The organism is Patescibacteria group bacterium (assembly GCA_035529375.1).
Classification (GTDB): Bacteria; Patescibacteriota; Microgenomatia; order PFEM01; family JAHIFH01; genus DATKWU01.
This window is the reverse complement of record DATKWU010000009.1, coordinates 172,453-190,886: the sequence shown is the minus strand read 5'-3', so window position 1 is coordinate 190,886 and position 18,434 is coordinate 172,453. Positions and strand designations below refer to the sequence as shown.

At 38.8% G+C, this 18,434-nt stretch carries 34 protein-coding genes and 1 tRNA gene; 33 read left to right on the top strand and 2 right to left on the bottom strand.

What is annotated here, in order from left to right; all coding sequences use genetic code 11:
- The first annotated feature begins 4 nt into the window (after positions 1–4).
- From rplB to VMY36_02095, 32 genes are all read left to right on the top strand, one after another.
- Positions 5–769, top strand: a complete 765-nt coding sequence (gene rplB, locus VMY36_02250) for a 50S ribosomal protein L2 (GenBank protein ID HUV42707.1) — start codon at positions 5–7, stop codon at positions 767–769.
- On the top strand, positions 762–1,046 hold the full coding sequence (rpsS, locus tag VMY36_02245; GenBank protein ID HUV42706.1) for a 30S ribosomal protein S19: 285 nt from the start codon (positions 762–764) through the stop codon (positions 1,044–1,046). Before rplB ends, rpsS begins: the two co-directional genes overlap by 8 nt.
- A 6-nt stretch (positions 1,047–1,052) precedes the next feature.
- Positions 1,053–1,475 (top strand): 50S ribosomal protein L22, encoded by a 423-nt coding sequence (gene rplV, locus VMY36_02240; GenBank protein ID HUV42705.1) that lies wholly within the window; start codon positions 1,053–1,055, stop codon positions 1,473–1,475.
- Positions 1,459–2,106, top strand: coding sequence for a 30S ribosomal protein S3 (rpsC, locus tag VMY36_02235; protein ID HUV42704.1), 648 nt, complete (start codon positions 1,459–1,461; stop codon positions 2,104–2,106). Before rplV ends, rpsC begins: the two co-directional genes overlap by 17 nt.
- A 2-nt stretch (positions 2,107–2,108) precedes the next feature.
- A complete protein-coding gene (gene rplP / locus VMY36_02230) occupies positions 2,109–2,516 on the top strand; it encodes a 50S ribosomal protein L16 (protein HUV42703.1) in 408 nt (135 codons plus the stop codon).
- 1 nt (position 2,517) lies between these two features.
- On the top strand, positions 2,518–2,721 hold the full coding sequence (rpmC, locus tag VMY36_02225; GenBank protein HUV42702.1) for a 50S ribosomal protein L29: 204 nt from the start codon (positions 2,518–2,520) through the stop codon (positions 2,719–2,721).
- Positions 2,718–2,948 (top strand): 30S ribosomal protein S17, encoded by a 231-nt coding sequence (gene rpsQ / locus VMY36_02220; GenBank protein ID HUV42701.1) that lies wholly within the window; start codon positions 2,718–2,720, stop codon positions 2,946–2,948. Before rpmC ends, rpsQ begins: the two co-directional genes overlap by 4 nt.
- Entirely contained in the window at positions 2,945–3,313 is a 369-nt protein-coding gene (gene rplN / locus VMY36_02215) for a 50S ribosomal protein L14 (GenBank protein ID HUV42700.1), read from the top strand. Before rpsQ ends, rplN begins: the two co-directional genes overlap by 4 nt.
- Positions 3,310–3,639 carry a 50S ribosomal protein L24 gene (rplX, locus tag VMY36_02210; protein HUV42699.1) on the top strand — a complete coding sequence of 110 codons (330 nt, stop codon included), beginning with the start codon at positions 3,310–3,312 and terminating at the stop codon, positions 3,637–3,639. Before rplN ends, rplX begins: the two co-directional genes overlap by 4 nt.
- A complete protein-coding gene (gene rplE, locus VMY36_02205; protein ID HUV42698.1) occupies positions 3,621–4,175 on the top strand; it encodes a 50S ribosomal protein L5 in 555 nt (184 codons plus the stop codon). The genes rplX and rplE overlap by 19 nt, the downstream gene beginning before the upstream one ends.
- Positions 4,175–4,360 carry a type Z 30S ribosomal protein S14 gene (locus VMY36_02200; GenBank protein ID HUV42697.1) on the top strand — a complete coding sequence of 62 codons (186 nt, stop codon included), beginning with the start codon at positions 4,175–4,177 and terminating at the stop codon, positions 4,358–4,360. The genes rplE and VMY36_02200 overlap by 1 nt, the downstream gene beginning before the upstream one ends.
- 1 nt (position 4,361) lies before the next feature.
- Complete coding sequence (gene rpsH, locus VMY36_02195; GenBank protein HUV42696.1) at positions 4,362–4,754, top strand: 30S ribosomal protein S8; 393 nt, start codon at positions 4,362–4,364, stop codon at positions 4,752–4,754.
- Positions 4,755–4,761: 7 nt separating this feature from the next.
- Positions 4,762–5,328 carry a 50S ribosomal protein L6 gene (rplF, locus tag VMY36_02190; GenBank protein HUV42695.1) on the top strand — a complete coding sequence of 189 codons (567 nt, stop codon included), beginning with the start codon at positions 4,762–4,764 and terminating at the stop codon, positions 5,326–5,328.
- Between the two features lie 12 nt (positions 5,329–5,340).
- Positions 5,341–5,691 (top strand): 50S ribosomal protein L18, encoded by a 351-nt coding sequence (gene rplR, locus VMY36_02185; protein ID HUV42694.1) that lies wholly within the window; start codon positions 5,341–5,343, stop codon positions 5,689–5,691.
- A gap of 43 nt (positions 5,692–5,734) precedes the next feature.
- Positions 5,735–6,220, top strand: a complete 486-nt coding sequence (rpsE, locus tag VMY36_02180) for a 30S ribosomal protein S5 (protein ID HUV42693.1) — start codon at positions 5,735–5,737, stop codon at positions 6,218–6,220.
- 4 nt (positions 6,221–6,224) lie between these two features.
- Positions 6,225–6,815, top strand: coding sequence for a 50S ribosomal protein L15 (rplO, locus tag VMY36_02175; protein HUV42692.1), 591 nt, complete (start codon positions 6,225–6,227; stop codon positions 6,813–6,815).
- Positions 6,812–8,098: a preprotein translocase subunit SecY gene (gene secY / locus VMY36_02170; GenBank protein HUV42691.1), complete on the top strand. Its 1,287-nt coding sequence runs from the start codon at positions 6,812–6,814 to the stop codon at positions 8,096–8,098. The genes rplO and secY overlap by 4 nt, the downstream gene beginning before the upstream one ends.
- On the top strand, positions 8,095–8,742 hold the full coding sequence (locus tag VMY36_02165; protein HUV42690.1) for a nucleoside monophosphate kinase: 648 nt from the start codon (positions 8,095–8,097) through the stop codon (positions 8,740–8,742). The genes secY and VMY36_02165 overlap by 4 nt, the downstream gene beginning before the upstream one ends.
- Positions 8,739–9,497: a type I methionyl aminopeptidase gene (map, locus tag VMY36_02160; GenBank protein HUV42689.1), complete on the top strand. Its 759-nt coding sequence runs from the start codon at positions 8,739–8,741 to the stop codon at positions 9,495–9,497. The genes VMY36_02165 and map overlap by 4 nt, the downstream gene beginning before the upstream one ends.
- A gap of 53 nt (positions 9,498–9,550) precedes the next feature.
- Positions 9,551–9,769: a translation initiation factor IF-1 gene (gene infA, locus VMY36_02155; GenBank protein ID HUV42688.1), complete on the top strand. Its 219-nt coding sequence runs from the start codon at positions 9,551–9,553 to the stop codon at positions 9,767–9,769.
- 2 nt (positions 9,770–9,771) lie between these two features.
- On the top strand, positions 9,772–9,885 hold the full coding sequence (gene rpmJ / locus VMY36_02150; GenBank protein HUV42687.1) for a 50S ribosomal protein L36: 114 nt from the start codon (positions 9,772–9,774) through the stop codon (positions 9,883–9,885).
- Between the two features lie 2 nt (positions 9,886–9,887).
- Positions 9,888–10,331 (top strand): 30S ribosomal protein S13, encoded by a 444-nt coding sequence (gene rpsM / locus VMY36_02145; protein HUV42686.1) that lies wholly within the window; start codon positions 9,888–9,890, stop codon positions 10,329–10,331.
- Positions 10,331–10,735: a 30S ribosomal protein S11 gene (gene rpsK / locus VMY36_02140; protein ID HUV42685.1), complete on the top strand. Its 405-nt coding sequence runs from the start codon at positions 10,331–10,333 to the stop codon at positions 10,733–10,735. The genes rpsM and rpsK overlap by 1 nt, the downstream gene beginning before the upstream one ends.
- Complete coding sequence (rpsD, locus tag VMY36_02135) at positions 10,736–11,359, top strand: 30S ribosomal protein S4 (GenBank protein HUV42684.1); 624 nt, start codon at positions 10,736–10,738, stop codon at positions 11,357–11,359.
- Positions 11,360–11,381: 22 nt separating this feature from the next.
- Positions 11,382–12,305 (top strand): DNA-directed RNA polymerase subunit alpha, encoded by a 924-nt coding sequence (locus tag VMY36_02130; GenBank protein HUV42683.1) that lies wholly within the window; start codon positions 11,382–11,384, stop codon positions 12,303–12,305.
- A 47-nt stretch (positions 12,306–12,352) separates the two neighbouring features.
- Complete coding sequence (gene rplQ, locus VMY36_02125) at positions 12,353–12,817, top strand: 50S ribosomal protein L17 (GenBank protein HUV42682.1); 465 nt, start codon at positions 12,353–12,355, stop codon at positions 12,815–12,817.
- On the top strand, positions 12,786–13,205 hold the full coding sequence (rplM, locus tag VMY36_02120; protein HUV42681.1) for a 50S ribosomal protein L13: 420 nt from the start codon (positions 12,786–12,788) through the stop codon (positions 13,203–13,205). The genes rplQ and rplM overlap by 32 nt, the downstream gene beginning before the upstream one ends.
- Positions 13,205–13,648 carry a 30S ribosomal protein S9 gene (gene rpsI / locus VMY36_02115; GenBank protein ID HUV42680.1) on the top strand — a complete coding sequence of 148 codons (444 nt, stop codon included), beginning with the start codon at positions 13,205–13,207 and terminating at the stop codon, positions 13,646–13,648. The genes rplM and rpsI overlap by 1 nt, the downstream gene beginning before the upstream one ends.
- A gap of 90 nt (positions 13,649–13,738) precedes the next feature.
- A complete protein-coding gene (locus tag VMY36_02110; GenBank protein ID HUV42679.1) occupies positions 13,739–13,987 on the top strand; it encodes a DUF5320 domain-containing protein in 249 nt (82 codons plus the stop codon).
- A gap of 7 nt (positions 13,988–13,994) precedes the next feature.
- Positions 13,995–14,294 (top strand): DUF134 domain-containing protein, encoded by a 300-nt coding sequence (locus VMY36_02105; protein ID HUV42678.1) that lies wholly within the window; start codon positions 13,995–13,997, stop codon positions 14,292–14,294.
- A gap of 38 nt (positions 14,295–14,332) precedes the next feature.
- Complete coding sequence (locus VMY36_02100; protein ID HUV42677.1) at positions 14,333–15,517, top strand: hypothetical protein; 1,185 nt, start codon at positions 14,333–14,335, stop codon at positions 15,515–15,517.
- Positions 15,508–16,638, top strand: coding sequence for a YibE/F family protein (locus VMY36_02095; protein ID HUV42676.1), 1,131 nt, complete (start codon positions 15,508–15,510; stop codon positions 16,636–16,638). The genes VMY36_02100 and VMY36_02095 overlap by 10 nt, the downstream gene beginning before the upstream one ends.
- Here the strand turns inward: VMY36_02095 and VMY36_02090 are convergent.
- Complete coding sequence (locus VMY36_02090; GenBank protein HUV42675.1) at positions 16,635–17,219, bottom strand: class I SAM-dependent methyltransferase; 585 nt, start codon at positions 17,217–17,219, stop codon at positions 16,635–16,637. The genes VMY36_02095 and VMY36_02090 overlap by 4 nt on opposite strands.
- Positions 17,220–17,224: 5 nt before the next feature.
- Positions 17,225–17,298, bottom strand: a tRNA-Pro gene (locus tag VMY36_02085).
- A gap of 44 nt (positions 17,299–17,342) precedes the next feature.
- Between VMY36_02085 and recA the strand changes: the two genes are divergently transcribed.
- On the top strand, positions 17,343–18,425 hold the full coding sequence (gene recA / locus VMY36_02080) for a recombinase RecA (protein ID HUV42674.1): 1,083 nt from the start codon (positions 17,343–17,345) through the stop codon (positions 18,423–18,425).
- The last annotated feature ends 9 nt before the right edge of the window (positions 18,426–18,434 follow it).

Sequence of the window (18,434 nt, the reverse complement as noted above, 5' to 3'; positions counted from 1 at the left end):
AAAGATGGCAAGAAAAGAAAAAAAATTAAAGAAAATCTTAAAGAAACATTCGGGTAGGAATGCTCTTGGCAAGGTAACAACTCGCCACCAGGGTGGTCGACAAAAAAGGTTTCTGAGGGAAATTGATTTCAGGAGAAATAAAAGAGATATCGAAGCTAAAGTCGTTTCGATTGAATGCTCGCCTAATCGTGGAGCCGATATCTCTCTTTTGCACTATCCGGATGGAGCAAAAAGGTACATTCTTACCCCAGTTGGTTTAAAAGTTGGTGATCTGGTTATGGCTGGTGAAAAAGCGGAAATTAAACCTGGTAATGCCTTACCCTTAAAGATGATTAGAGTGGGAACAGTTATCCACAATATCGAGTTAATGCCAGGTAAGGGTGGTCAAATTGTTCGCGGCGCGGGTACTGGGGCAACGATTGCCAGTAAGGAAAAAGGTTATGTTATTGTCAAATTACCATCAAGCGAGCAAAGATTAATTAAGGAAGATTGTTACGCCACTGTTGGTCAGGTTGGTAAGCCAGAATTGAAAACCAGAAAATTAGGTAAAGCGGGCAGAAAAAGGCATATGGGGATTCGCCCCTCGGTTCGAGGAGTGGCCCAAAATCCCAGTTCTCATCCGCACGGTGGTGGTGAAGGTCGTTCCGGGATTGGTATGCCTAGCCCTAAGTCACCTTGGGGAAAAAAGACCTTAGGGAAAAAGACGCGAAAATCAAAGAAATATAGTGATAAGTTAATCATTAAAGGCAGAAAGAGGCGCTATGAGTAGATCCAGTAAAAAAGGACCATATATCGACCAAAAATTATTTAAAAAGGTTATGACCCAGAAAGGAACAGGTAAAAAGGAGCCGATTAAAACTTGGGCTCGAGCTAGTCAAATTCCACCAGAATTTGTGGGTCATACTTTTCAGGTCCATAATGGTCGAAATTTTATTGATGTTTTTGTTTCCGAGTCCATGGTTGGCCAACGATTAGGTGAATTTGCGCCGACTCGGACTTTTCGAGGCCATGGTCGAGTAGTTAAGCGAATGGTTACTAAAACTTAAAGAAAAATGGAAATTATTGCTCAAACCAAATTTGTTCGCCAGACACCAAGGAAGTTACGTTTAGTAGCGGCTGAGGTTCGTGGTCTAAAGGCTCTAGAAGCAGAGATAATCTTGAAAAGTTTCAATAAAAAGGCTGCCAGATTATTATTAAAAACTTTAAGACAAGGGATTGCCAATGCCGAAAATAATTTTCATCTTAAGAAAGATGATCTGAAAATTAAAAGATTAGAAATTGGTGAAGGCCCTCAAATGAAACGTTATCGTTTTGTTGCCAAAGGCAGAGTTCATCAGATTTTGAAGAAAATGGCTCATATTAAAATTATTCTTGAAGGTGAGGAAGAAAAAAAGGCTAAAAAATCAATCAAGAAAGAGAAAAAACCGATTTCTACTAAAGTTAAAAAAGGAAAAAAACGTGGGACAAAAAGTTAATCCTTTTGGATTTAGATTAACAAATTCTAAGCAGTGGCGATCACGTTGGTTTGCTCGTGATTCCAAACAATATCGAAAAAATATTTTGGAGGATCATCAAATCCGTCGTTATCTTATGGATAAATTGGCTTTAGCCGGTATCGTTGAAGCTCAGATTGAACGATCAATTAACAAAATGAAAATTACCTTAAAAGTTTCCCGGCCAGGAGTGGTCATTGGTCGAGGCGGTTCTGGCCTAGAGCTTTTAAAAAAGGAATTAGTAAAAATGGTTAGTCTAACTGAACCAGAAAAGAATCTGGAGTTGGATGTTGAAGAAGTCAAAGAACCAGAACTATCAGCCCAATTGATAGCGGTTCGAGTCGTTCAGCAATTAGAGAAAAGGATGCCTTATCGGCGAGTGGCCAATAAAACGGTTGAACGAGCCATGGATGCCGGCGCTCAGGGGATTAAGATTGCTCTCTCAGGTCGAGTCGGCGGGGCGGAAATTAGTCGAACAGAAACTTTTAAAAAGGGAGCCATTCCTTTACAGACTTTGCGAGCGGAAATTGACTATGCTCAAATTCCAGCCACCACTAGATTTGGTTATGTTGGAGTGAAAGTTTGGGTTTATAAAGGCGAGAAAGAAGAATAATCATGCTAGAACCAAAAAGAGCTAAATACCGAAAACAATTTCGAGGCAGAATGAAAGGTAAGTCAATTAAAGGTTCAACTTTGGCTTTTGGTGATTATGGTTTGAAAAGTCTTGGTCGCGGTTGGCTGATGGCCCGGCAAATTGAAGCGGCTCGGAAAGCGATTACCCATCAAACCAAAAGACAAGGTAAAATTTGGATTCGAGTTTTTCCCGATAAACCAGTTACCAAGAAACCAGCAGGCGTCAGGATGGGATCGGGTAAAGGCGCTATTGATCATCACGTTGCTGTGGTTACACCTGGTAGAATTATTTTTGAATTGGCTGGTGTTGATGAAAAGATGGCTAAAGAAGCGATTAGGCGAGCCGGAGCCAAATTACCTTTTAAAATTAAGTTTATTAAGAAGGAGTAGAATGAAAGATAAAGAAAAACAGGAATTGCATCAAAAAACCATCGCTCAATTACAAAAAGAAATTATTAAGGTAGAGGAAAAATTAACTAAGTTAAGATTAGAATTAAGAGCAGGTAAACTTAAGAACACTCGTCAGTTAATGAATCAGCGTCATCATCTGGCGGTTTTAAAAACAATTCTAAGAGAAAAGGAGTTAACTAAATGAAAAAATTTAAAGGTGAAGTTGTTAGGACTAAAATGAATAAAACGGCTACTGTTGAGATTATTAGGTTTAAGACTCATCCTATTTATAAAAAGAGAATGAAAGTTAAGAAAAAATTTCATGCCCATGATGAATTGGGGGTTAAAGTTGGCGATCAAGTCATTATTACGGAGACAAAACCAATCAGCAAAACTAAAAAATGGAAGGTTTTAGAGGTGGTTAAAAAATGATTCAATTAAGAACGGTCTTAAAACCAGCCGATAATGCTGGGGCAAAAAAATTAAAAGTAATCCGGGTTTTAGGTGGTTCGAAGAGGCGATTCGGTAAAATTGGTGACGTTGTCGTGGCCGTTGTTGATCAGGCTGATTCTAATGGCGTGGTTGAAGATGCCGAGATAGTTAAGGCTGTCATTGTTAGAACCAAGAAGGAACAGGGTCGGGCTGATGGTTCTTTTGTTCGTTTTGATGATAATGCGGCGGTGATTATTGATAAGCATGGCAACCCAAAAGGAACCAGAATTTTAGGTCCAGTGGCTAGGGAAATTAAAGATTTAGGTTATGCTAAGATTGTTTCTTTGGCTAAGGAGGTTATATGAAAATAAGGAAAGGTGATTCAGTTATCGTTCTTAAAGGTAAAGATAAAGGTCGAAAAGGAAAAATTGAAAAAATTTTTCCCAAGACCAATAAGGTGCTTATTCCCGGCATTAATGTTTATAAAAAACATGCTCGGAAGCAAAGCGAGAAAAAACCAGGCGGGATTATTGAAATTGTTAAACCTTTATTCGTGGCTAACGTCGCCCTTTTTTGTCCGAAATGTAAAAAACCGACCCGAGTCGGTTATCGAATTGAACAAAAGAGTGGCAAGGTTCATAGTAAGGCGGTTAAAACAAGAATCTGTCGAAAATGTCAAGCAACAATTTAAAAGAAAAATATCAGAAGGAAATTGCTCCTCAACTGGCTAAAGAATTTGATCTAGGTAATTCTTTAGCGGCACCAAGATTGGAGAAGATTATGGTTAATATTGGTTTAAGTGATGCTTTAACTGACAAGAAGGCTTTAAAGTCAGCCAGTGAAGATTTAGCGGTGATTACTGGCCAACGACCTAAAATGACTCTGGCTCGGCAATCAATTGCTGGTTTTAAATTGCGCAAAGGCCAGCCAATTGGCCTCATGGTTACTTTAAGAGGCCGCCGGATGTATGATTTTTTAGAAAAGCTGATAAGCGTCGTTTTACCTCGGTTAAGAGATTTTCAAGGGGTTTCTTTGAAGAGCTTTGATGGTCAGGGTAATTACAGTCTTGGGATATCAGAACAGATTGTTTTTTCAGAGATTGACCATTCTAGGGTGGACAAAGTCAGAGGTTTGGAGATGACGCTTGTGACTAATGCCCGAACAAACGAAAAGGCCAAGAGATTGTTAGAGTTATTAGGTATGCCTTTTGAAAAAGGAGAAAAATAATGGCAAAAAAATCAAAAGTCGTTAAAGATGGTCGAAAACCAAAGTATCCGACTCGACAACACAATCGCTGTCAGCTTTGTGGTCGGCCAAGAGGCTTTTTACGTCTTTTTGGTCTTTGTCGGCTTTGTTTTCGTGAATTAGCTCATAGAGGAGAGTTGCCTGGGGTGACCAAGGCAAGTTGGTAAAATGACTGATCCAATTGGTGATTTGATTACCAGAATTAGAAATGGCTATGCCGTTCGAAAAAGGAAATTTGAAGTGCCTTATTCGGCTGCTAAAGAAAATTTAACTAAGATTTTGGTTCAGGAAGGCTATCTCAAAAAGATAGAAGTTGAAGGTAAAAAACCTCAAGAGAAACAATTAGTTGTTGGTTTGAAATATCCTTACCAGGAGCCGGCGATTACAAGTATAGAACGCGTTTCGAAGCCTAGTCTGAGGGTTTATCTTCAAGCTGAAGAATTGAAGCCAGTTCGGAGTGGTTTTGGGATGAGAATTCTTTCTACCTCTAAAGGCTTAATGACCGATAAACAAGCCAGAAAGAAAAAACTTGGCGGCGAAGTTATTTGTCAATTATGGTAAAGGAAAAATGTCGAGAATAGGTCAACAACCAGTTAAAATACCAGAGGGAGTCGAAATTAATTATCATGGTTCAACTTTGACAGTAAAAGGCCCCCTAGGCGAGTTGAAGCAAAAGATTCGGTCGGAAATCAAGTTGGAGATTGGCCAAGATGAAATTAAAGTCATTCGAAAAAAGAATGATAAATTCAGCCGTTCTTTGCACGGCCTAATAAGAACTTTAGTGGCTAATATGATTACAGGTGTCACTCAAGGCTACAGTAAAGTCTTAAAATTAGTAGGCACAGGTTATCGGGTAGAAAAGCAGGAGGAAAATTTGGTTTTGTCTTTAGGTTTTTCTCATCCAGTGGTAGTTGAACCAATTAAAGAAATCCAATTTGAAGTTGAGGATAAAGAAACAATCAAAATCTCTGGAATCGATAAAGCCTTAGTTGGTCAAGTAGCCGCCAAAATTCGTCAGATTAGACCACCCGAACCTTATAAAGGCAAAGGTGTTCGTTATCAAGACGAAGAAGTAAGGCGAAAACCAGGTAAAGCCGGTAAGACAGGCGAAGGTGGTTTTGGTGGTGGTGAATAATCAGGAGGGAAGATGACTAAAAAAGAGCAAGAATTAAAAAGAAAAAACAGAGTCAGACAGAAAATTAAAGGGACAAACGAGAGACCCAGACTATCGGTTTTTCGTTCTAATAAGAGGATCTATACTCAACTTATTAATGATGAGCAGGGTAAAACTTTAGTGGGATCGAGTGAGAAAGATCTTGGTAAAGAAGCTAAGCCAGTTACCAAAATCAAGAAAGCTAAGTTAATTGGGGAAGCCTTGGCGAAAAAAGCGCTGAAGAAAAAGATCAAAAAGGTTATTTTTGATCGCGGTCCTTATCGCTATCACGGACGAGTTAAAGCGCTTGCTGAAGGCGCCAGAGAAGGAGGTCTTAAATTTTAATTAAGGTTTAAAAAATTAATTTAAAATTAAGAAAAATAAAACAATGTTTAATCAACCTAGAAGAAGAATGATGGAAGAAAATCAAGGAGAAAGAGAATTTGAAGAGAAGGTGGTTCAAGTCAATCGAGTTTCGAAAAAGACAAAGGGAGGTAATCGGATTAGCTTTTCGGTTCTGACCGTTGTTGGTGATAAAAAGGGAAAGGTTGGTGTTGGTTTGGGCAGGGCGCCTGACGTTATTTCTGGAATCAAAAAAGGAATGAAACAAGCTAAAAAGAAAATGATTGAGGTGCCTATTAAAGGAACTACCATTCCTCACGAGGTGCGGATTAAACGGGGTGCTGCCAAAATCTTAATCAAACCAGCTCCTCCGGGCACAGGGGTTAAAGCCGGTGGTGCGGTTCGGGTGGTGGTTGAAGCGGCGGGAATAAAGGATATTGTTTCTAAAATCCTGGGGAGTAATAATAAGATTAATAATGTTTATGCGACGCTTGAAGCTTTGAAGCAGCTTAAACATCCAAAAGGAAATTAATAAAATGATAAAATTAGATAAATTACCAAAAACTACTAAGAGGAAAAAGAAAAGAGTTGGTCGGGGTTATGGTTCGGGAAAAGGTGGTCATACTTCTGGTCGAGGTGCGAAGGGATTAAAAGCTCGAGGCAAGGTTGGTTTGACCTTTGAAGGAACTAAAACAAAAAAATCCTTTATCAAAAAATTGCCGCTTCAGCGAGGTAAAGGAAGATTTAAGTCATTAAAGCCTAAACCCTTGGTGGTTAACCTTAAATATCTTAATCTTTTTAAGAAAGGGGAAAAGGTTAATTTGACCACTCTGGCCAAAAAGAGAATTATAACAAGTGATAAAGCTGAAAAACAAGGAGTTAAAATTTTAGGTGATGGTGATTTGAACGTGGCGCTGACGATTGAGTTACCCGCCTCTAAAGGAGCGACTAAAAAAATTGAAAAAGCCGGAGGCAAGGTAGTTGAGGTTGAAAAGCAACCTAAGGCCAATCGATTAAAGTCTAAGCCGGCCAAGAAAAAGAAAACAAAACCAGTTAAAACCCAAAAGGAAGCAGCAAAGAAGAAAAAAGAAATAACCAAAGTTAATAAAAAAGAAGTTAAGAGATGAATAGAATTCTTAATACTCTTCTTAACGCCTGGAAGATTGCCGAATTAAGAAAAAAAATCCTTTTTACGGCCGGGATTTTTATTGTTTTTCGCTTTGCCGCCCATGTTCCCGTAGGTGGAGTTAATACCATCGCTCTGCGAGAGCTCTTTGCCCGCAATCAATTATTAGGTTTATTAGATATTTTTTCGGGTGGCACTTTAGCTAATTTTTCAATTATGGCTCTTGGCCTTAACCCCTATATTAATGCCTCAATTATTTTCCAATTATTGACGATGGTGATTCCTCAATTAGAAGAACTTTCTAAAGAAGGTGAATATGGTCGAGAAAAAATTAACCAATATACTCGGATTTTAACCGTTCCTTTAGCTGTGGTTCAATCTTTGGGTATGTATGCTCTTTTAAAAAACCAACAGATCATTACTAGCCTTTTACCATTGAGTTTAATTAGTTTAGTTATCACCATGGTGGCTGGAACGATTTTCTTGATGTGGTTAGGCGAACTGATTAGTGAATACGGCATTGGCAACGGAATTTCCATGTTAATTTTTGCCGGTATTGTCGCTCGTTATCCGGTCCAACTTGGTCAAACTTTTAGTATTTTCGAACCAGGTAATTTATTTAATCTCATCATTTTTCTAGCAATGGCCTTAGCGGTAATTGTGGCTATTATAGTGGTTGACGAGGCGAGTCGAAAAATTAGGATTCAGTATGCCCGTCGGATGAGAGGCAGAAAGATTTATGGTGGTCAATCAACTTATTTACCTTTGAAAATTAATCAAGCCGGAGTGATTCCTATTATTTTTGCGGTTTCCCTGATTCTTTTACCCTCAATGTTGGGTAATTTTCTTCAGGGAGTTCCTCAACCAATGATTGCTAAAATAGCGGTTAGTTTGGCCACCATCTTTCAACCAGGCGGTGTTGTCTATAATCTTACCTATTTCTTATTAGTGGTTGGTTTCACCTATTTTTACACGGCGGTGGTTTTTAATCCAGACAAAATTGCTGAGGAAATTCGTAAATATGGTGGTTTCATTCCCGGAATTCGACCGGGTCAACCAACGGCTGATTATCTTAATCGAATTTTAAATCGAATCACTTTAGCCGGAGCGATTTTCCTAGGTTTGATTGCCATTTTACCCTCAATTGCCCAAGGTTTAACTGGGATTGCCACTATGACGATTGGCGGTACCGGGATTTTGATTGTCGTTTCGGTCATTTTGGAGACAACTCGTCAACTAGAAGCGATGATGACAATGAGAAGCTATGAGGGCTTTTTAAAATGAATTTTATTGTTTTAGGACCACAAGCTTCAGGTAAGGGTGCTCAAGCAGAGCTTTTAGCTAAAAAACTTGGGTTTGCTCATCTTGAGATGGGCGAAGTTCTTAGAGAGATTGCTAAACAAAAGACATCTCTTGGCGAAAAGATCAATCAAATTATTTATCAACAAGGTACTTTAGTTCCTGACTCAGTTATTAAAAAGGTAGCCAATTCTTGGCTAGATAAAGTCAAAACTAGTAAGGGAATTGTTTTTGATGGCTATCCAAGAAAATTGAGCCAATATCAGGATTTAGAAAAAATTTTAACTGAACGAGGAACTAAGATTAATAAAGTAATTCATTTAAAGGTAATCGAGATGACTTCAATTAAGAGAATTAGCTCTCGACGAGTCTGTCCAAAATGTGATAAAGAATATAATTTAGTAACAAGACCGCCTAAAAAAGATAAACTTTGCGACTTTTGTCAGGTGAAGTTAGTTTTGCGCCAAGATGACAAACCAAAAATAGTCAAGAAGAGATTGGAAACTTACCATCGACTAACTGAACCTTTAATTAATTATGTTCGCCAACAGGGAATTTTGATAGAGATTGATGGTGAGAGGCCAATCGAAGTGATTCATCAGGAGATTATGAAACGGTTGAATCAATGATTCCCCTAAAAACAGCTAAAGAGATCAAGATAATGCAAGAGGGAGGCAAGAAATTGGCTTGGGTTTTTGAACAACTCAAAATTAAGCCAGGAATGAGTTTAAAAGAGGTCGATACTCTGGCTGAAGAGCTCATTAAAAAACAAAATGGGAAACCTTCTTTCAAAATGGTTAAGGATTATCATTGGGCGACTTGTTTAAATGTTAATCAGGGAGTTGTTCATGGAATTCCTAATGACTATCGATTAAAGGTAGGTGATCTTCTTAGTGTCGATATTGGTATTTTTTACAAAGGCTATCACACTGATAAGGCTAATAGCTTGCTAGTAGGTGACATAGGCACCAATCAACGACTTAAGGAAAGAGAATTTCTATCGGTTGGTAGGGAGGCTTTAGAGGTTGCTATTAAGTCAGTCAGACTAGGTAATCGGATTGGCCATCTCTCTCAGGCAATCCAAACAACAATTAAGAGCAAAGGTTGGCAACCAGTTCAGGCTTTAGTGGGTCATGGGGTGGGAAAAAAATTACACGAACCACCTCAAATACCCTGTTATTTGCAAAAAAGAATAGAGGAGACTGAAAAATTGAAGCCTGGCATGACTTTGGCCATTGAGGTAATTTATACCCAAGGAAATTCGGAAGTCATGGTAGGAGAAGATGGTTGGACAGTAGAAACAGTTGATGGTCATTTAGCGGCTCTTTTTGAAGACACAATTCTTGTGACTCCAGGAGAGCCATTAGTTTTGACTCGAAAATGATTTATGCCTAATTAAGCTTGAAAAAGTAACTAAATTTTGTTAAAATTCAATCAATGATTAAAGAGAAAAAAGAAGAAACTACCGGGACAGTCACCGAAGCCTTGCCCAATACAATGTTTAGGGTCGAACTGGAAGATGGTAGAAAGCTTTTGTGTCATCTTTCAGGCAAGATAAGAATCCATCACATTCGAGTGATGCCTGGAGATAAGGTTCGGGTAGAATTGACACCTTATGATGAGACGAAAGGAAGAATAGTTTATCGGGAGAAATAATTATGGAAGTTAAAGCGTCAGTTAAAAAACGTTGTAAAAATTGTAAAATTGCTCGCCGGCGAGGGCGAGTCTACGTTATTTGTTCTAATCCTCGCCATAAGCAAAGACAGGGTTAATCATGGCTGTTCGAATTGCCGGAGTTGATTTACCAGTTGAAAAGAAAGTTGATAGTGGTTTAACCGCAATTTATGGTATTGGTCGTAAGAATGTTCAAGGGGTTTTAGAAACAGCGGCCGTTGATGCTAATAAAAGAATTAAGGATTTGACGGCTGAAGAAATTACTCGTTTACAAAAGACGGTTGAAAAAATACCTACGGAGGGAGAGTTAAGAACGATTGTGAACGAGAATATTAAACAACTGAAAGTGACGGGAAGTTATCGAGGAACAAGACATTTACAGGGCTTACCTTCTCGTGGCCAGAGAACTCGATCAAATGCTCGGACAAAAAGGGGTAAGCGAAAGACAATTGGAGCAATGCGCAAGAAGGATTTAACTAAGTTTGGTGTTGCCGAGAAGAATCCAGAAGAGGAAAAAGTAGCTAAAGAGGACAAGGAGGCATGATGGTTAAAGCTAAAAAAGAAAAAACTAAAACCAAACCCCAAAAGAAAGAGCCTAAGATTGTGGCTAAAGGAAAAGTTTACATTCAGGCTACTTTTAACAACACGATCATTACCTTTACTGATTTAAAAGGTAATACCGTTTGTTGGGGGAGTTCGGGTGAAGTCGGTTTTAAGGGAGCAAGGAAATCAACTCCTTTTGCGGCTATTAGTACCGTTGAAAAAGCCGCTAAAAAAGCTTTAGCTCACGGTTTCAGGGAAGTTGAAGTTTACATTAAAGGCCCAGGATCGGGCCGCGATTCAGCCTTAAGGGCTCTGAGAGCCGCTGGCATCAAAATGAGTTTGATTGCTGACGTGACCCCAATTCCTCATAATGGACCAAGGCCAAAAAAGAAAAGGAGAGTTTAAATGGCAAGATATACTGATGCTAAATGTCGACTCTGCCGACGCGAAGGAATCAAACTTTTTTTAAAGGGTGAGCGTTGTTATTCGCCCAAGTGCCCGATTGAAAGAAAGGGTGCAGTACCTCCAGGCCAGCATGGTCCTAGGTTAAGGAAAAGATTAAGTGAATATGGTCAGCAGTTGAGGGAAAAACAAAAAGCGAGGAGACTCTATGGTATTTTAGAGAAACAATTTCGCCGCTATATTGATAAGGCATCTAAAAATCCTCAAGTGACCGGTGAAGTTCTTTTTCAACTCTTAGAATCAAGGTTGGATAATGTAGTTTATCGTTCAGGCTTAGCGCCTTCTCGGTCAATTGCTAGGCAATTAGTTAGTCATGGTCATGCTTATGTTAATGAAAAGAAAGTTAACATTGCTTCTTATCAAGTCAAACCCGGTGATCTTATTCGAATTAGTGAGAAGGCGATGAAAATAGCAGCGGTGGAGAAAAATTGGACTGATAGGACTAAAAATATGCCTAAATGGTTGCAAAGGAAGGGCCCAATTGGTAAAATGATGCGTCTGCCAAAAAGAGAAGAAATTGAAGCTGCCATTGACGACAAGTTAATAATCGAATATTATTCAAGATAATTTTAATAATAAAAGGAGGTCTATGATAGAACCATTATTTCGAATTAAAAAAGAAAAGGAAACCCAAGATTTTGGTCATTTTGTGATTGAACCCCTAGAGCTTGGATTTGGACACACTCTGGGTAATGCTTTGCGGCGAGTTTTGCTTTCGGCTTTGCCAGGTGCTGCCATCACTCAAGTAAAGATCGCGGGCGTTAAGCATAAATTTTCTACTCTTGAAGGATTAAAGGAAGATATTATTGAGTTTATTCTTGGCCTTAAACAGGTTAAGGTTGGTTATGAAGGAAAAAAACCAGTCAAATTGACTTTAGAAAAAACTGGTCCTGGTGAAATTAAGGCTGGTGATATTAAAACACCGGCTAATGTTAAAATTGCTAATCCAGACTTGGTTATTGGCAATTTAGCTAGTCGGAAGAATCGATTTAAGGCAGAGATGATTGTTGAAACTGGTTATGGTTATCTACCGGCCGAAGAGAGAGAAGTAGAAAAATTAGGTGAGATTCCGATTGACGCTATTTTTGGTCCCATTCTTCAGGTTAATTATCGAATCGAATCTACTCGAGTTGGTCGGAGAACTGACTTGAATCGGTTGGTTTTCGAGATTACCACTGATGGTAGTCTTAAACCCAGTCAGGCCTTAAAACAGGCAGCTGAGATTCTGGTTGGCTATTTCCAACAAATAGCTTCTCCTAAAAAGATGCCTAAAAAGGAGAAGGCCAAGAGTGAAATGCCTAATTTAAATTTGAGATTGACAGTGGAGGAGCTTGACTTACCAACCAGAATCGCCAACGCTCTTCGTAAAGGAGGTTATGGTACGGTCGCTAATCTGGTTGAGGCGACCGAAGCCGATTTGGCTAAAGTCAAAAATTTAGGTGAAAAGTCGGTCAACATCGTTGAAGCTGCCTTATCCCAAAAAGGAGTTTCTCTCAAGAAAAAGAAGAAATAAGAGAGATTGCTTTAGCAAGAATCTTATTTTTCTGAGAATCGAGTAAAATGAAGCATAGAGTGGCTAAAAAGAAACTATCTCGAAGCAGAAGTCACCGTAGAGCGCTGTTTAAAAATTTACTCAGCGCTTTGATTTTGCATGGGGAAATCAAAACAACCGAGAGTAAGGCTAAGGCAGTCCGTCGACTTTTTGATCGCTTAGTTACCAAGGGCAAAAAGAATACTCTCCACACTCGACGAACGATAGAGGCTTTCTTTAATGATAGAAAGGTTGTTAATAAGTTGGTAGATAATATTACTCCCCAATTTAAAGATAGATCAAGTGGTTTTACTAGAATAATTCGCCTAGGTCAACGTCGTGGTGATGATGCCACCATGGTGAAGTTAGAATTAGTGGTTAAACCCAAATCTGAAGAAAAGTCAGGAAAAGAAAAAACAAAAAAGTCGAACAAGAAAAAGAAAGACTTAGCGCGAGGAAAAAATGAAAAAAACAAAGACAACCAAAGCAAGTGAAATTAAAAGAGGTTGGTACCTGATTGATGTTAAGGATAAGAGACTTGGTCGGGTAGCAAGTCAGATTGCGGAATTATTGATTGGTAAGAGCAAAGTTTATTACTCGCCCAATTTAGATTGCGGTGATTATGTTGTTGTTATTAATGCGGCCGAGGTTGAAGTCAGTGGCCGTAAAAGAAAACAAAAACTCTACCAACATCATTCTGGTTATCCTGGTGGTTTTAAGGAAAAAACTTTTGAGGAGTTGATGAAGCGTGATCCGAGAAAAATAATTCACTACGCTGTCAATGGCATGCTACCTAAAAATAAATTAAGAGATCGAAGATTAAGGAGATTGAAAGTGTTTAGCGACGATCAACATCTTTATCAGGATAAATTTAAAAAATAATGACGACTAAAAAAACAGTTAAGGTTAGAAAAACCAAGCGAGGTCGGAAAAAAGCCTATACTTATGCTCTTGGCCGAAGGAAAGAGGCAGTGGCCCGGGTAAGACTCTTCAAAGGTAAAGGCGATTTGATGGTCAATAATCGGCCAATTGAAGAATGGTTTCCGGGTGAAGTCAATGAACTTATTTACATGAAGCCGTTTCAGGTCACCAAAACTGAAGGGAAATATTACGCGACGGTTAAGGTTAGAGGATCAGGTAAAAATGGTCAATTGGGAGCGGTTGTCCATGGCTTAGCCAGAGCTTTGGACAAAGAAAACTCTGAACTTTATCATCTACCTTTAAAAAAAGCTGGTCTTTTAACTCGTGACCCCCGAATGAAAGAGCGCCGCAAAGCCGGCCTTGCCCAATCAGCCCGAGCGAAGAAACAATCTCCGAAAAGATAATTCTCTTAGAAAAAAAATAATCCTTGACAACTCTCCTGTTCATGTTATAATGGGTATATATTCATAATAAGAGAGAGGAGGTGAATATTTATGCCAGGATTTGATCAAACAGGACCAAGAGGTCAAGGACCTTCAACAGGTCGTGGTTTTGGTCCTTGTGGACTAGGTTTGGGTTGGCGCCGACGTTTTGCGCCCGGCCGGGGCATGGGCCGTTATTTTGGTTGGCGCTGGCCTCAATCCAAAGAAGAGGAAGTTGAGGCTTTAAAAGAATACAAAAAAGCGCTTCAAGAAGAATTAGAAGACGTCGCAAAAGAAGAAAAAGAAATTCAAGGCAAGTAATTTAACCGTGCCTAGACCAAAAAGATGGCGGTGGATATCATTTCGACCAGGGGTGACTTACTACAAACCTCGGGGAGTACCTTTGCGCTATTTAAGGGAGGTTAAATTAAGTGTCGATGAATTAGAAGCCATTCGTTCGGCTGATTATCAGGGTGTTGACCAAATTAAAGCGGCTAGAAAGATGAAAGTTTCTCAATCCACTTTTCAACGAATCCTCACTTCCGCCAGAAAAAAAGTAAGTGAAGGTTTGGTTGAAGGTAAAGCGATTAGGATTGAGGGAGGTCGAGTGAAAATGATTCGTGGTTGAAAAAAAGGCTAAAATTACTTATCCTAAAGAATAGCTGAATGAAGAAATTAGCCATTTTTTTTATTTCCATTTTATTACTGACAGTCTTGTTTTCATCGTCTCTCCAGGCCGAAGAGAAAACTTGCCTGATTTACTTTACTGGAGTTGGTTGTCCTCATTGCGCTCAAGTTGATCCAGTTCTCCTTAAAGAATTACCTAAAAAGTATCCCAATTTAGTTATCATTGAATATGAAATTTATCAACAAAGAAATAATGCACCCTTATTAACTAAATATAATGAAATTTATGGTTCGGGGTTAAGTATTCCTTTAATTATTTTTGGTAAGGATAATTTCCTTATTGGCGATAGGCCAATTTTAGAGAATATTGAAACCAAGCTTGAGCAATTAGAAGGTAATGCCTGCCCTTTGACTGATGGTAGTTCGACCAGCTTTGGAGACTTGGATATTTCAACTTTGCCAGGCAAGCCAGAAATTTTGTCAGCGTCAGCTGGCAGTATCTCTGTGTCTTCGGGCGAGACAATTCAAACAGAATTGACCTTACCCAAGATTATTTCTTTGGCCGCGGTTGATGCCATCAATCCTTGCGCTCTGGCAGTCTTAGTGATGATGCTTTTTGCTATTTTAGCCTTTGCTCCGAAAAAGCGTTACAATATCCTCTTAGCTGGCTTAGCTTTCACCACGGCCGTTTTTGTAATGTATTTCTTCTATGGTTTGGTGATTATTAGGTTTTTCCAATTAATCCAAGCTCTAACGAGTATTAAATTATGGCTTTATAGAATTTTAGGATTAGCGGCCATTATTTTAGGAATTTTAAATCTTAGAGATTTTATTCGTTATAAACCCGGAGGTTTTTTAACTGAGATGCCCATGTTTCTGCGTCCCAAAGTCCAAAGTCTAATGTTTAAGGTTACTAGCCCTAGAGGTGCTTTTGTGGTTGGGGCTTTAGTTACTCTTTTTTTGCTTCCTTGTACGATTGGTCCTTATGTGATTTGCGGTGGTATTTTATGTACCTTTGATTTAGTTCAAGTAATTCCTTGGTTGTTACTTTATAATCTGATTTTTGTTTTACCAATGTTATTAATTACTGGCGCTTGTTATATTGGCTTTACCACGGTTGAAAATGTAGCTGGTTGGAAAGATAAGAATATCAAATATCTTCATTTAGTAGCCGGTCTCATTATTTTAGGTTTAGGTTTAGCGATGTTCTTGGGATGGTTATAAAAAAACTATTAGCTTTCTTTTTTTTTATTTTAATCTTTTTTTGCTTACCCATTGATTATATTTGGTCGCAGGAGACTCAAGAAATGGAAACGAGTCTTTTTCAAGAAGAACTCCTTGAAGGAAAGGTAATTAGTCTTCTTGATGAAAAATCCATGATTAGAGATGGTGAGAAACTACTTTATCAAGAATTAGAAGTTAGGATATCCAAGGGTTCTTTAGCTGGAGAAAAAATTAAGATCGAGGTAGGCGATATTCCAATAGTTGGTCAGCCGAAATATCAAGTGGGTGATGAGGTGATGATTAGTTATTCTAAGGATTTTGAAGGCAAGAACATTTTTATTATCACTGATTTTATTCGGCGAAAACCATTAGTTTGGCTTTTTTTGATCTTTGTTGTTTTGGCTTTGATAGTGGGTCAATGGCGGGGTGGTATGTCTTTATTAGGCCTAGTTATCTCTTTTGCCGTTATTTTCTTGTTTATTTTACCTCAGATTTATAAAGGCGAAGATCCGATTATTATTGCCATTGTTGGTTCATTAATTATTATTCCGGCAACTTTTCTTCTTTCTCATGGTTTAAACCGAAAAACCTTAGTGGCCATGGCTGGAACATTAATAGCTTTGTTAATTGTTGGCCTTTTATCAAAGTTTTTTATTGAATTAACCAAATTGACTGGTTATGCTTCAGAAGAAGCAGCCTTTCTTCATTTAGCCAGACGAGGACAAATTAATATAAAAGGGATTTTATTAGCTGGCATTATTATTGGTACTTTAGGAATTTTGGATGACATTACTATTTCTCAAGCGGCGATTATTCAGCAATTAAAAAAGGCTAATCCGAAAATGAAAACAAAAGAATTGTTTTTAAGAGCCATGGATGTTGGTCAAGACCATATTGCCTCAATGATTAACACTTTAGTTTTAGTTTACACTGGCGCCGCTTTGCCTTTAATGCTTCTTTTCATTGATAATCCCCGACCGTTTTCAGAGATTATTAATTACCAGATGATCGCTGAAGAAATTGTTAGGACTTTAGTAGGAAGTGTCGGTCTTATTTTGGCCGTTCCCATTACAACGATTTTAGCCAGTAAGATTGCTTTTAGAGATAGGAAACAGCATTAGATTTTTTGGAGAGGCTTTTCTAAAATAGTTCTTTGTCTCTGGGAATACCCTGGCATGTCTTCAGATAGAACAGAAATACCTTCCGTCTCTAGTTTCGATAGTTCTTGATCAATTAAATCTCTTTTTTTAAAGCATAAATAAGCTTTTTCGCCTGGTTTCAAAACTCTTAACATTTCTCGGAAAGACTGACGGATTAGTTGACTATCATTTGGTAAATAATGTGGGACAGCAATTAGAGAAGTGATATCGTCAAAAGATTCGTCTTTAAAGGGTAAATTTTGTCCTAAAGCTGCGACAGATAGAGGTCTTTTTGGTTTTCTTAATTGCCACCAACTTCTTTGATCTGGGGCCATTCGGTAAAATTTATTATTTAATTCGGGATTGATGGTAGTGACTTTGATACCTTTCTTTGCAGCTTGCTTGGTAAATTCTTGGGTTGTTCCAGCACCAATATCGAGAATTGATTTTCCTTTAAATTCGTTTTCAGAAAAACCAAGTAGATCTCTATATTCTTCAAAAGAACGATCAGAACAAGTGGTTCCTAACCAAAAAGGAGTGACCTCTGATTTTTCTTCTTCCATATTTGTCGGGGTGGCCGGGCTCGAACCGGCGACCTCACGCACCCCATGCGTGCGCGCTAGCCAACTGCGCCACACCCCGTTACATCTTGAATTTTATCACATTTTGTGTAAAAATCTAAAAAGATGGCAAGAAAGAAAAAAGCTCCTAAAAACCCTGTTGTTAAAAAAGACACCTCTAGTAAAAAAGCTCTAGCTGTTAGAATGGCCATGGAACAGATCGAAAAACAATATGGTAAAGGGGCGATTATGAGAATGGGTAGCAAGGGTGAAGTGAAAAAAGTTAATGTTATTCCCACTGGCTCAATTGCTTTAGATGTCGCTCTTGGTGTCGGTGGTTTGCCAAGAGGTCGGGTAGTCGAGATTTACGGACCTGAAGCTTCAGGTAAGACCACTTTGGCTTTGCATGTTATTGCTGAAGCCCAAAAAAGAGGTGGTTCAGCCGCTTTTGTTGATGCGGAACACGCCATGGATCCAGCTAGAGCCGAATCCATTGGGGTTAACTTAAATGAATTATTAATCTCTCAGCCTGATACTGGCGAGCAAGCTTTGGAAATTGTTGAGACATTGGTTCGCTCTGGAGCAATTGATGTTGTTGCTATTGATTCAGTGGCTGCTTTGACGCCCCGGGCCGAGATTGAAGGCGAGATGGGCGCGGCAATGATTGGTGTTCAGGCCAGATTAATGTCTCAAGCTTTAAGAAAGTTAACTGCGGCCATTTCCAAGTCAAAAACAATTGTTATCTTTACTAACCAACTGCGTCATAAAATTGGAGTGATGTTTGGTAATCCGGAAACCACCCCTGGCGGTTTAGCTTTAAAGTTTTATTCCTCTGTCAGAATTGATTTACGGAAAATTGGGGCCATTAAGGATGGTGAGATTGTAATTGGTTCGCGTCATCGAGCTAGGGTGGTTAAGAACAAAGTAGCGCCGCCTTTTCGAGTGGCCGAATTTGATATTATGAATGTTGGCGGTATCTCTCAGTCAGGTAATTTGGTTGATGTTGCGGTTGAACTAGAGATTATTGAAAAGTCGGGTGCTTTTTTTAAGTTTGACAAAATCATGCTCGGTCAAGGTAGAGAGGCAGCTAAGGCTTATCTAGAAGAACACCCTCAAATAACGAAAAAAATTGAGAAAGAAATTTGGGAAAAAGTTAAAGCTGGTAAGTTAGATTTGTCTAGAGAAATTGGCGAAAAAAAGAAAGAGTAGCTTCCTAAT

Coding starts and splice junctions, on each gene's coding strand:
- rpsE (HUV42693.1), top strand. CDS start 5,735: ATGTTTAATCAACCTAGAAGAAGAATGATGGAAGAAAATCAAGGAGAA.
- map (HUV42689.1), top strand. CDS start 8,739: ATGATTCCCCTAAAAACAGCTAAAGAGATCAAGATAATGCAAGAGGGA.
- VMY36_02095 (HUV42676.1), top strand. CDS start 15,508: ATGGTTATAAAAAAACTATTAGCTTTCTTTTTTTTTATTTTAATCTTT.
- rplQ (HUV42682.1), top strand. CDS start 12,353: ATGAAGCATAGAGTGGCTAAAAAGAAACTATCTCGAAGCAGAAGTCAC.
- rplN (HUV42700.1), top strand. CDS start 2,945: ATGATTCAATTAAGAACGGTCTTAAAACCAGCCGATAATGCTGGGGCA.
- rplR (HUV42694.1), top strand. CDS start 5,341: ATGACTAAAAAAGAGCAAGAATTAAAAAGAAAAAACAGAGTCAGACAG.
- rpsI (HUV42680.1), top strand. CDS start 13,205: ATGACGACTAAAAAAACAGTTAAGGTTAGAAAAACCAAGCGAGGTCGG.
- rpsK (HUV42685.1), top strand. CDS start 10,331: ATGGTTAAAGCTAAAAAAGAAAAAACTAAAACCAAACCCCAAAAGAAA.
- rpmC (HUV42702.1), top strand. CDS start 2,518: ATGAAAGATAAAGAAAAACAGGAATTGCATCAAAAAACCATCGCTCAA.
- VMY36_02165 (HUV42690.1), top strand. CDS start 8,095: ATGAATTTTATTGTTTTAGGACCACAAGCTTCAGGTAAGGGTGCTCAA.
- VMY36_02200 (HUV42697.1), top strand. CDS start 4,175: ATGGCAAAAAAATCAAAAGTCGTTAAAGATGGTCGAAAACCAAAGTAT.
- VMY36_02110 (HUV42679.1), top strand. CDS start 13,739: ATGCCAGGATTTGATCAAACAGGACCAAGAGGTCAAGGACCTTCAACA.
- rpsS (HUV42706.1), top strand. CDS start 762: ATGAGTAGATCCAGTAAAAAAGGACCATATATCGACCAAAAATTATTT.
- rplE (HUV42698.1), top strand. CDS start 3,621: ATGTCAAGCAACAATTTAAAAGAAAAATATCAGAAGGAAATTGCTCCT.
- VMY36_02130 (HUV42683.1), top strand. CDS start 11,382: ATGATAGAACCATTATTTCGAATTAAAAAAGAAAAGGAAACCCAAGAT.
- rplB (HUV42707.1), top strand. CDS start 5: ATGGCAAGAAAAGAAAAAAAATTAAAGAAAATCTTAAAGAAACATTCG.
- rpsQ (HUV42701.1), top strand. CDS start 2,718: ATGAAAAAATTTAAAGGTGAAGTTGTTAGGACTAAAATGAATAAAACG.
- rpsD (HUV42684.1), top strand. CDS start 10,736: ATGGCAAGATATACTGATGCTAAATGTCGACTCTGCCGACGCGAAGGA.
- secY (HUV42691.1), top strand. CDS start 6,812: ATGAATAGAATTCTTAATACTCTTCTTAACGCCTGGAAGATTGCCGAA.
- rplX (HUV42699.1), top strand. CDS start 3,310: ATGAAAATAAGGAAAGGTGATTCAGTTATCGTTCTTAAAGGTAAAGAT.
- rplV (HUV42705.1), top strand. CDS start 1,053: ATGGAAATTATTGCTCAAACCAAATTTGTTCGCCAGACACCAAGGAAG.
- rplF (HUV42695.1), top strand. CDS start 4,762: ATGTCGAGAATAGGTCAACAACCAGTTAAAATACCAGAGGGAGTCGAA.
- infA (HUV42688.1), top strand. CDS start 9,551: ATGATTAAAGAGAAAAAAGAAGAAACTACCGGGACAGTCACCGAAGCC.
- recA (HUV42674.1), top strand. CDS start 17,343: ATGGCAAGAAAGAAAAAAGCTCCTAAAAACCCTGTTGTTAAAAAAGAC.
- rpsM (HUV42686.1), top strand. CDS start 9,888: ATGGCTGTTCGAATTGCCGGAGTTGATTTACCAGTTGAAAAGAAAGTT.
- rplO (HUV42692.1), top strand. CDS start 6,225: ATGATAAAATTAGATAAATTACCAAAAACTACTAAGAGGAAAAAGAAA.
- rplM (HUV42681.1), top strand. CDS start 12,786: ATGAAAAAAACAAAGACAACCAAAGCAAGTGAAATTAAAAGAGGTTGG.
- rplP (HUV42703.1), top strand. CDS start 2,109: ATGCTAGAACCAAAAAGAGCTAAATACCGAAAACAATTTCGAGGCAGA.
- rpmJ (HUV42687.1), top strand. CDS start 9,772: ATGGAAGTTAAAGCGTCAGTTAAAAAACGTTGTAAAAATTGTAAAATT.
- VMY36_02100 (HUV42677.1), top strand. CDS start 14,333: ATGAAGAAATTAGCCATTTTTTTTATTTCCATTTTATTACTGACAGTC.
- VMY36_02090 (HUV42675.1), bottom strand. CDS start 17,219: ATGGAAGAAGAAAAATCAGAGGTCACTCCTTTTTGGTTAGGAACCACT.
- rpsH (HUV42696.1), top strand. CDS start 4,362: ATGACTGATCCAATTGGTGATTTGATTACCAGAATTAGAAATGGCTAT.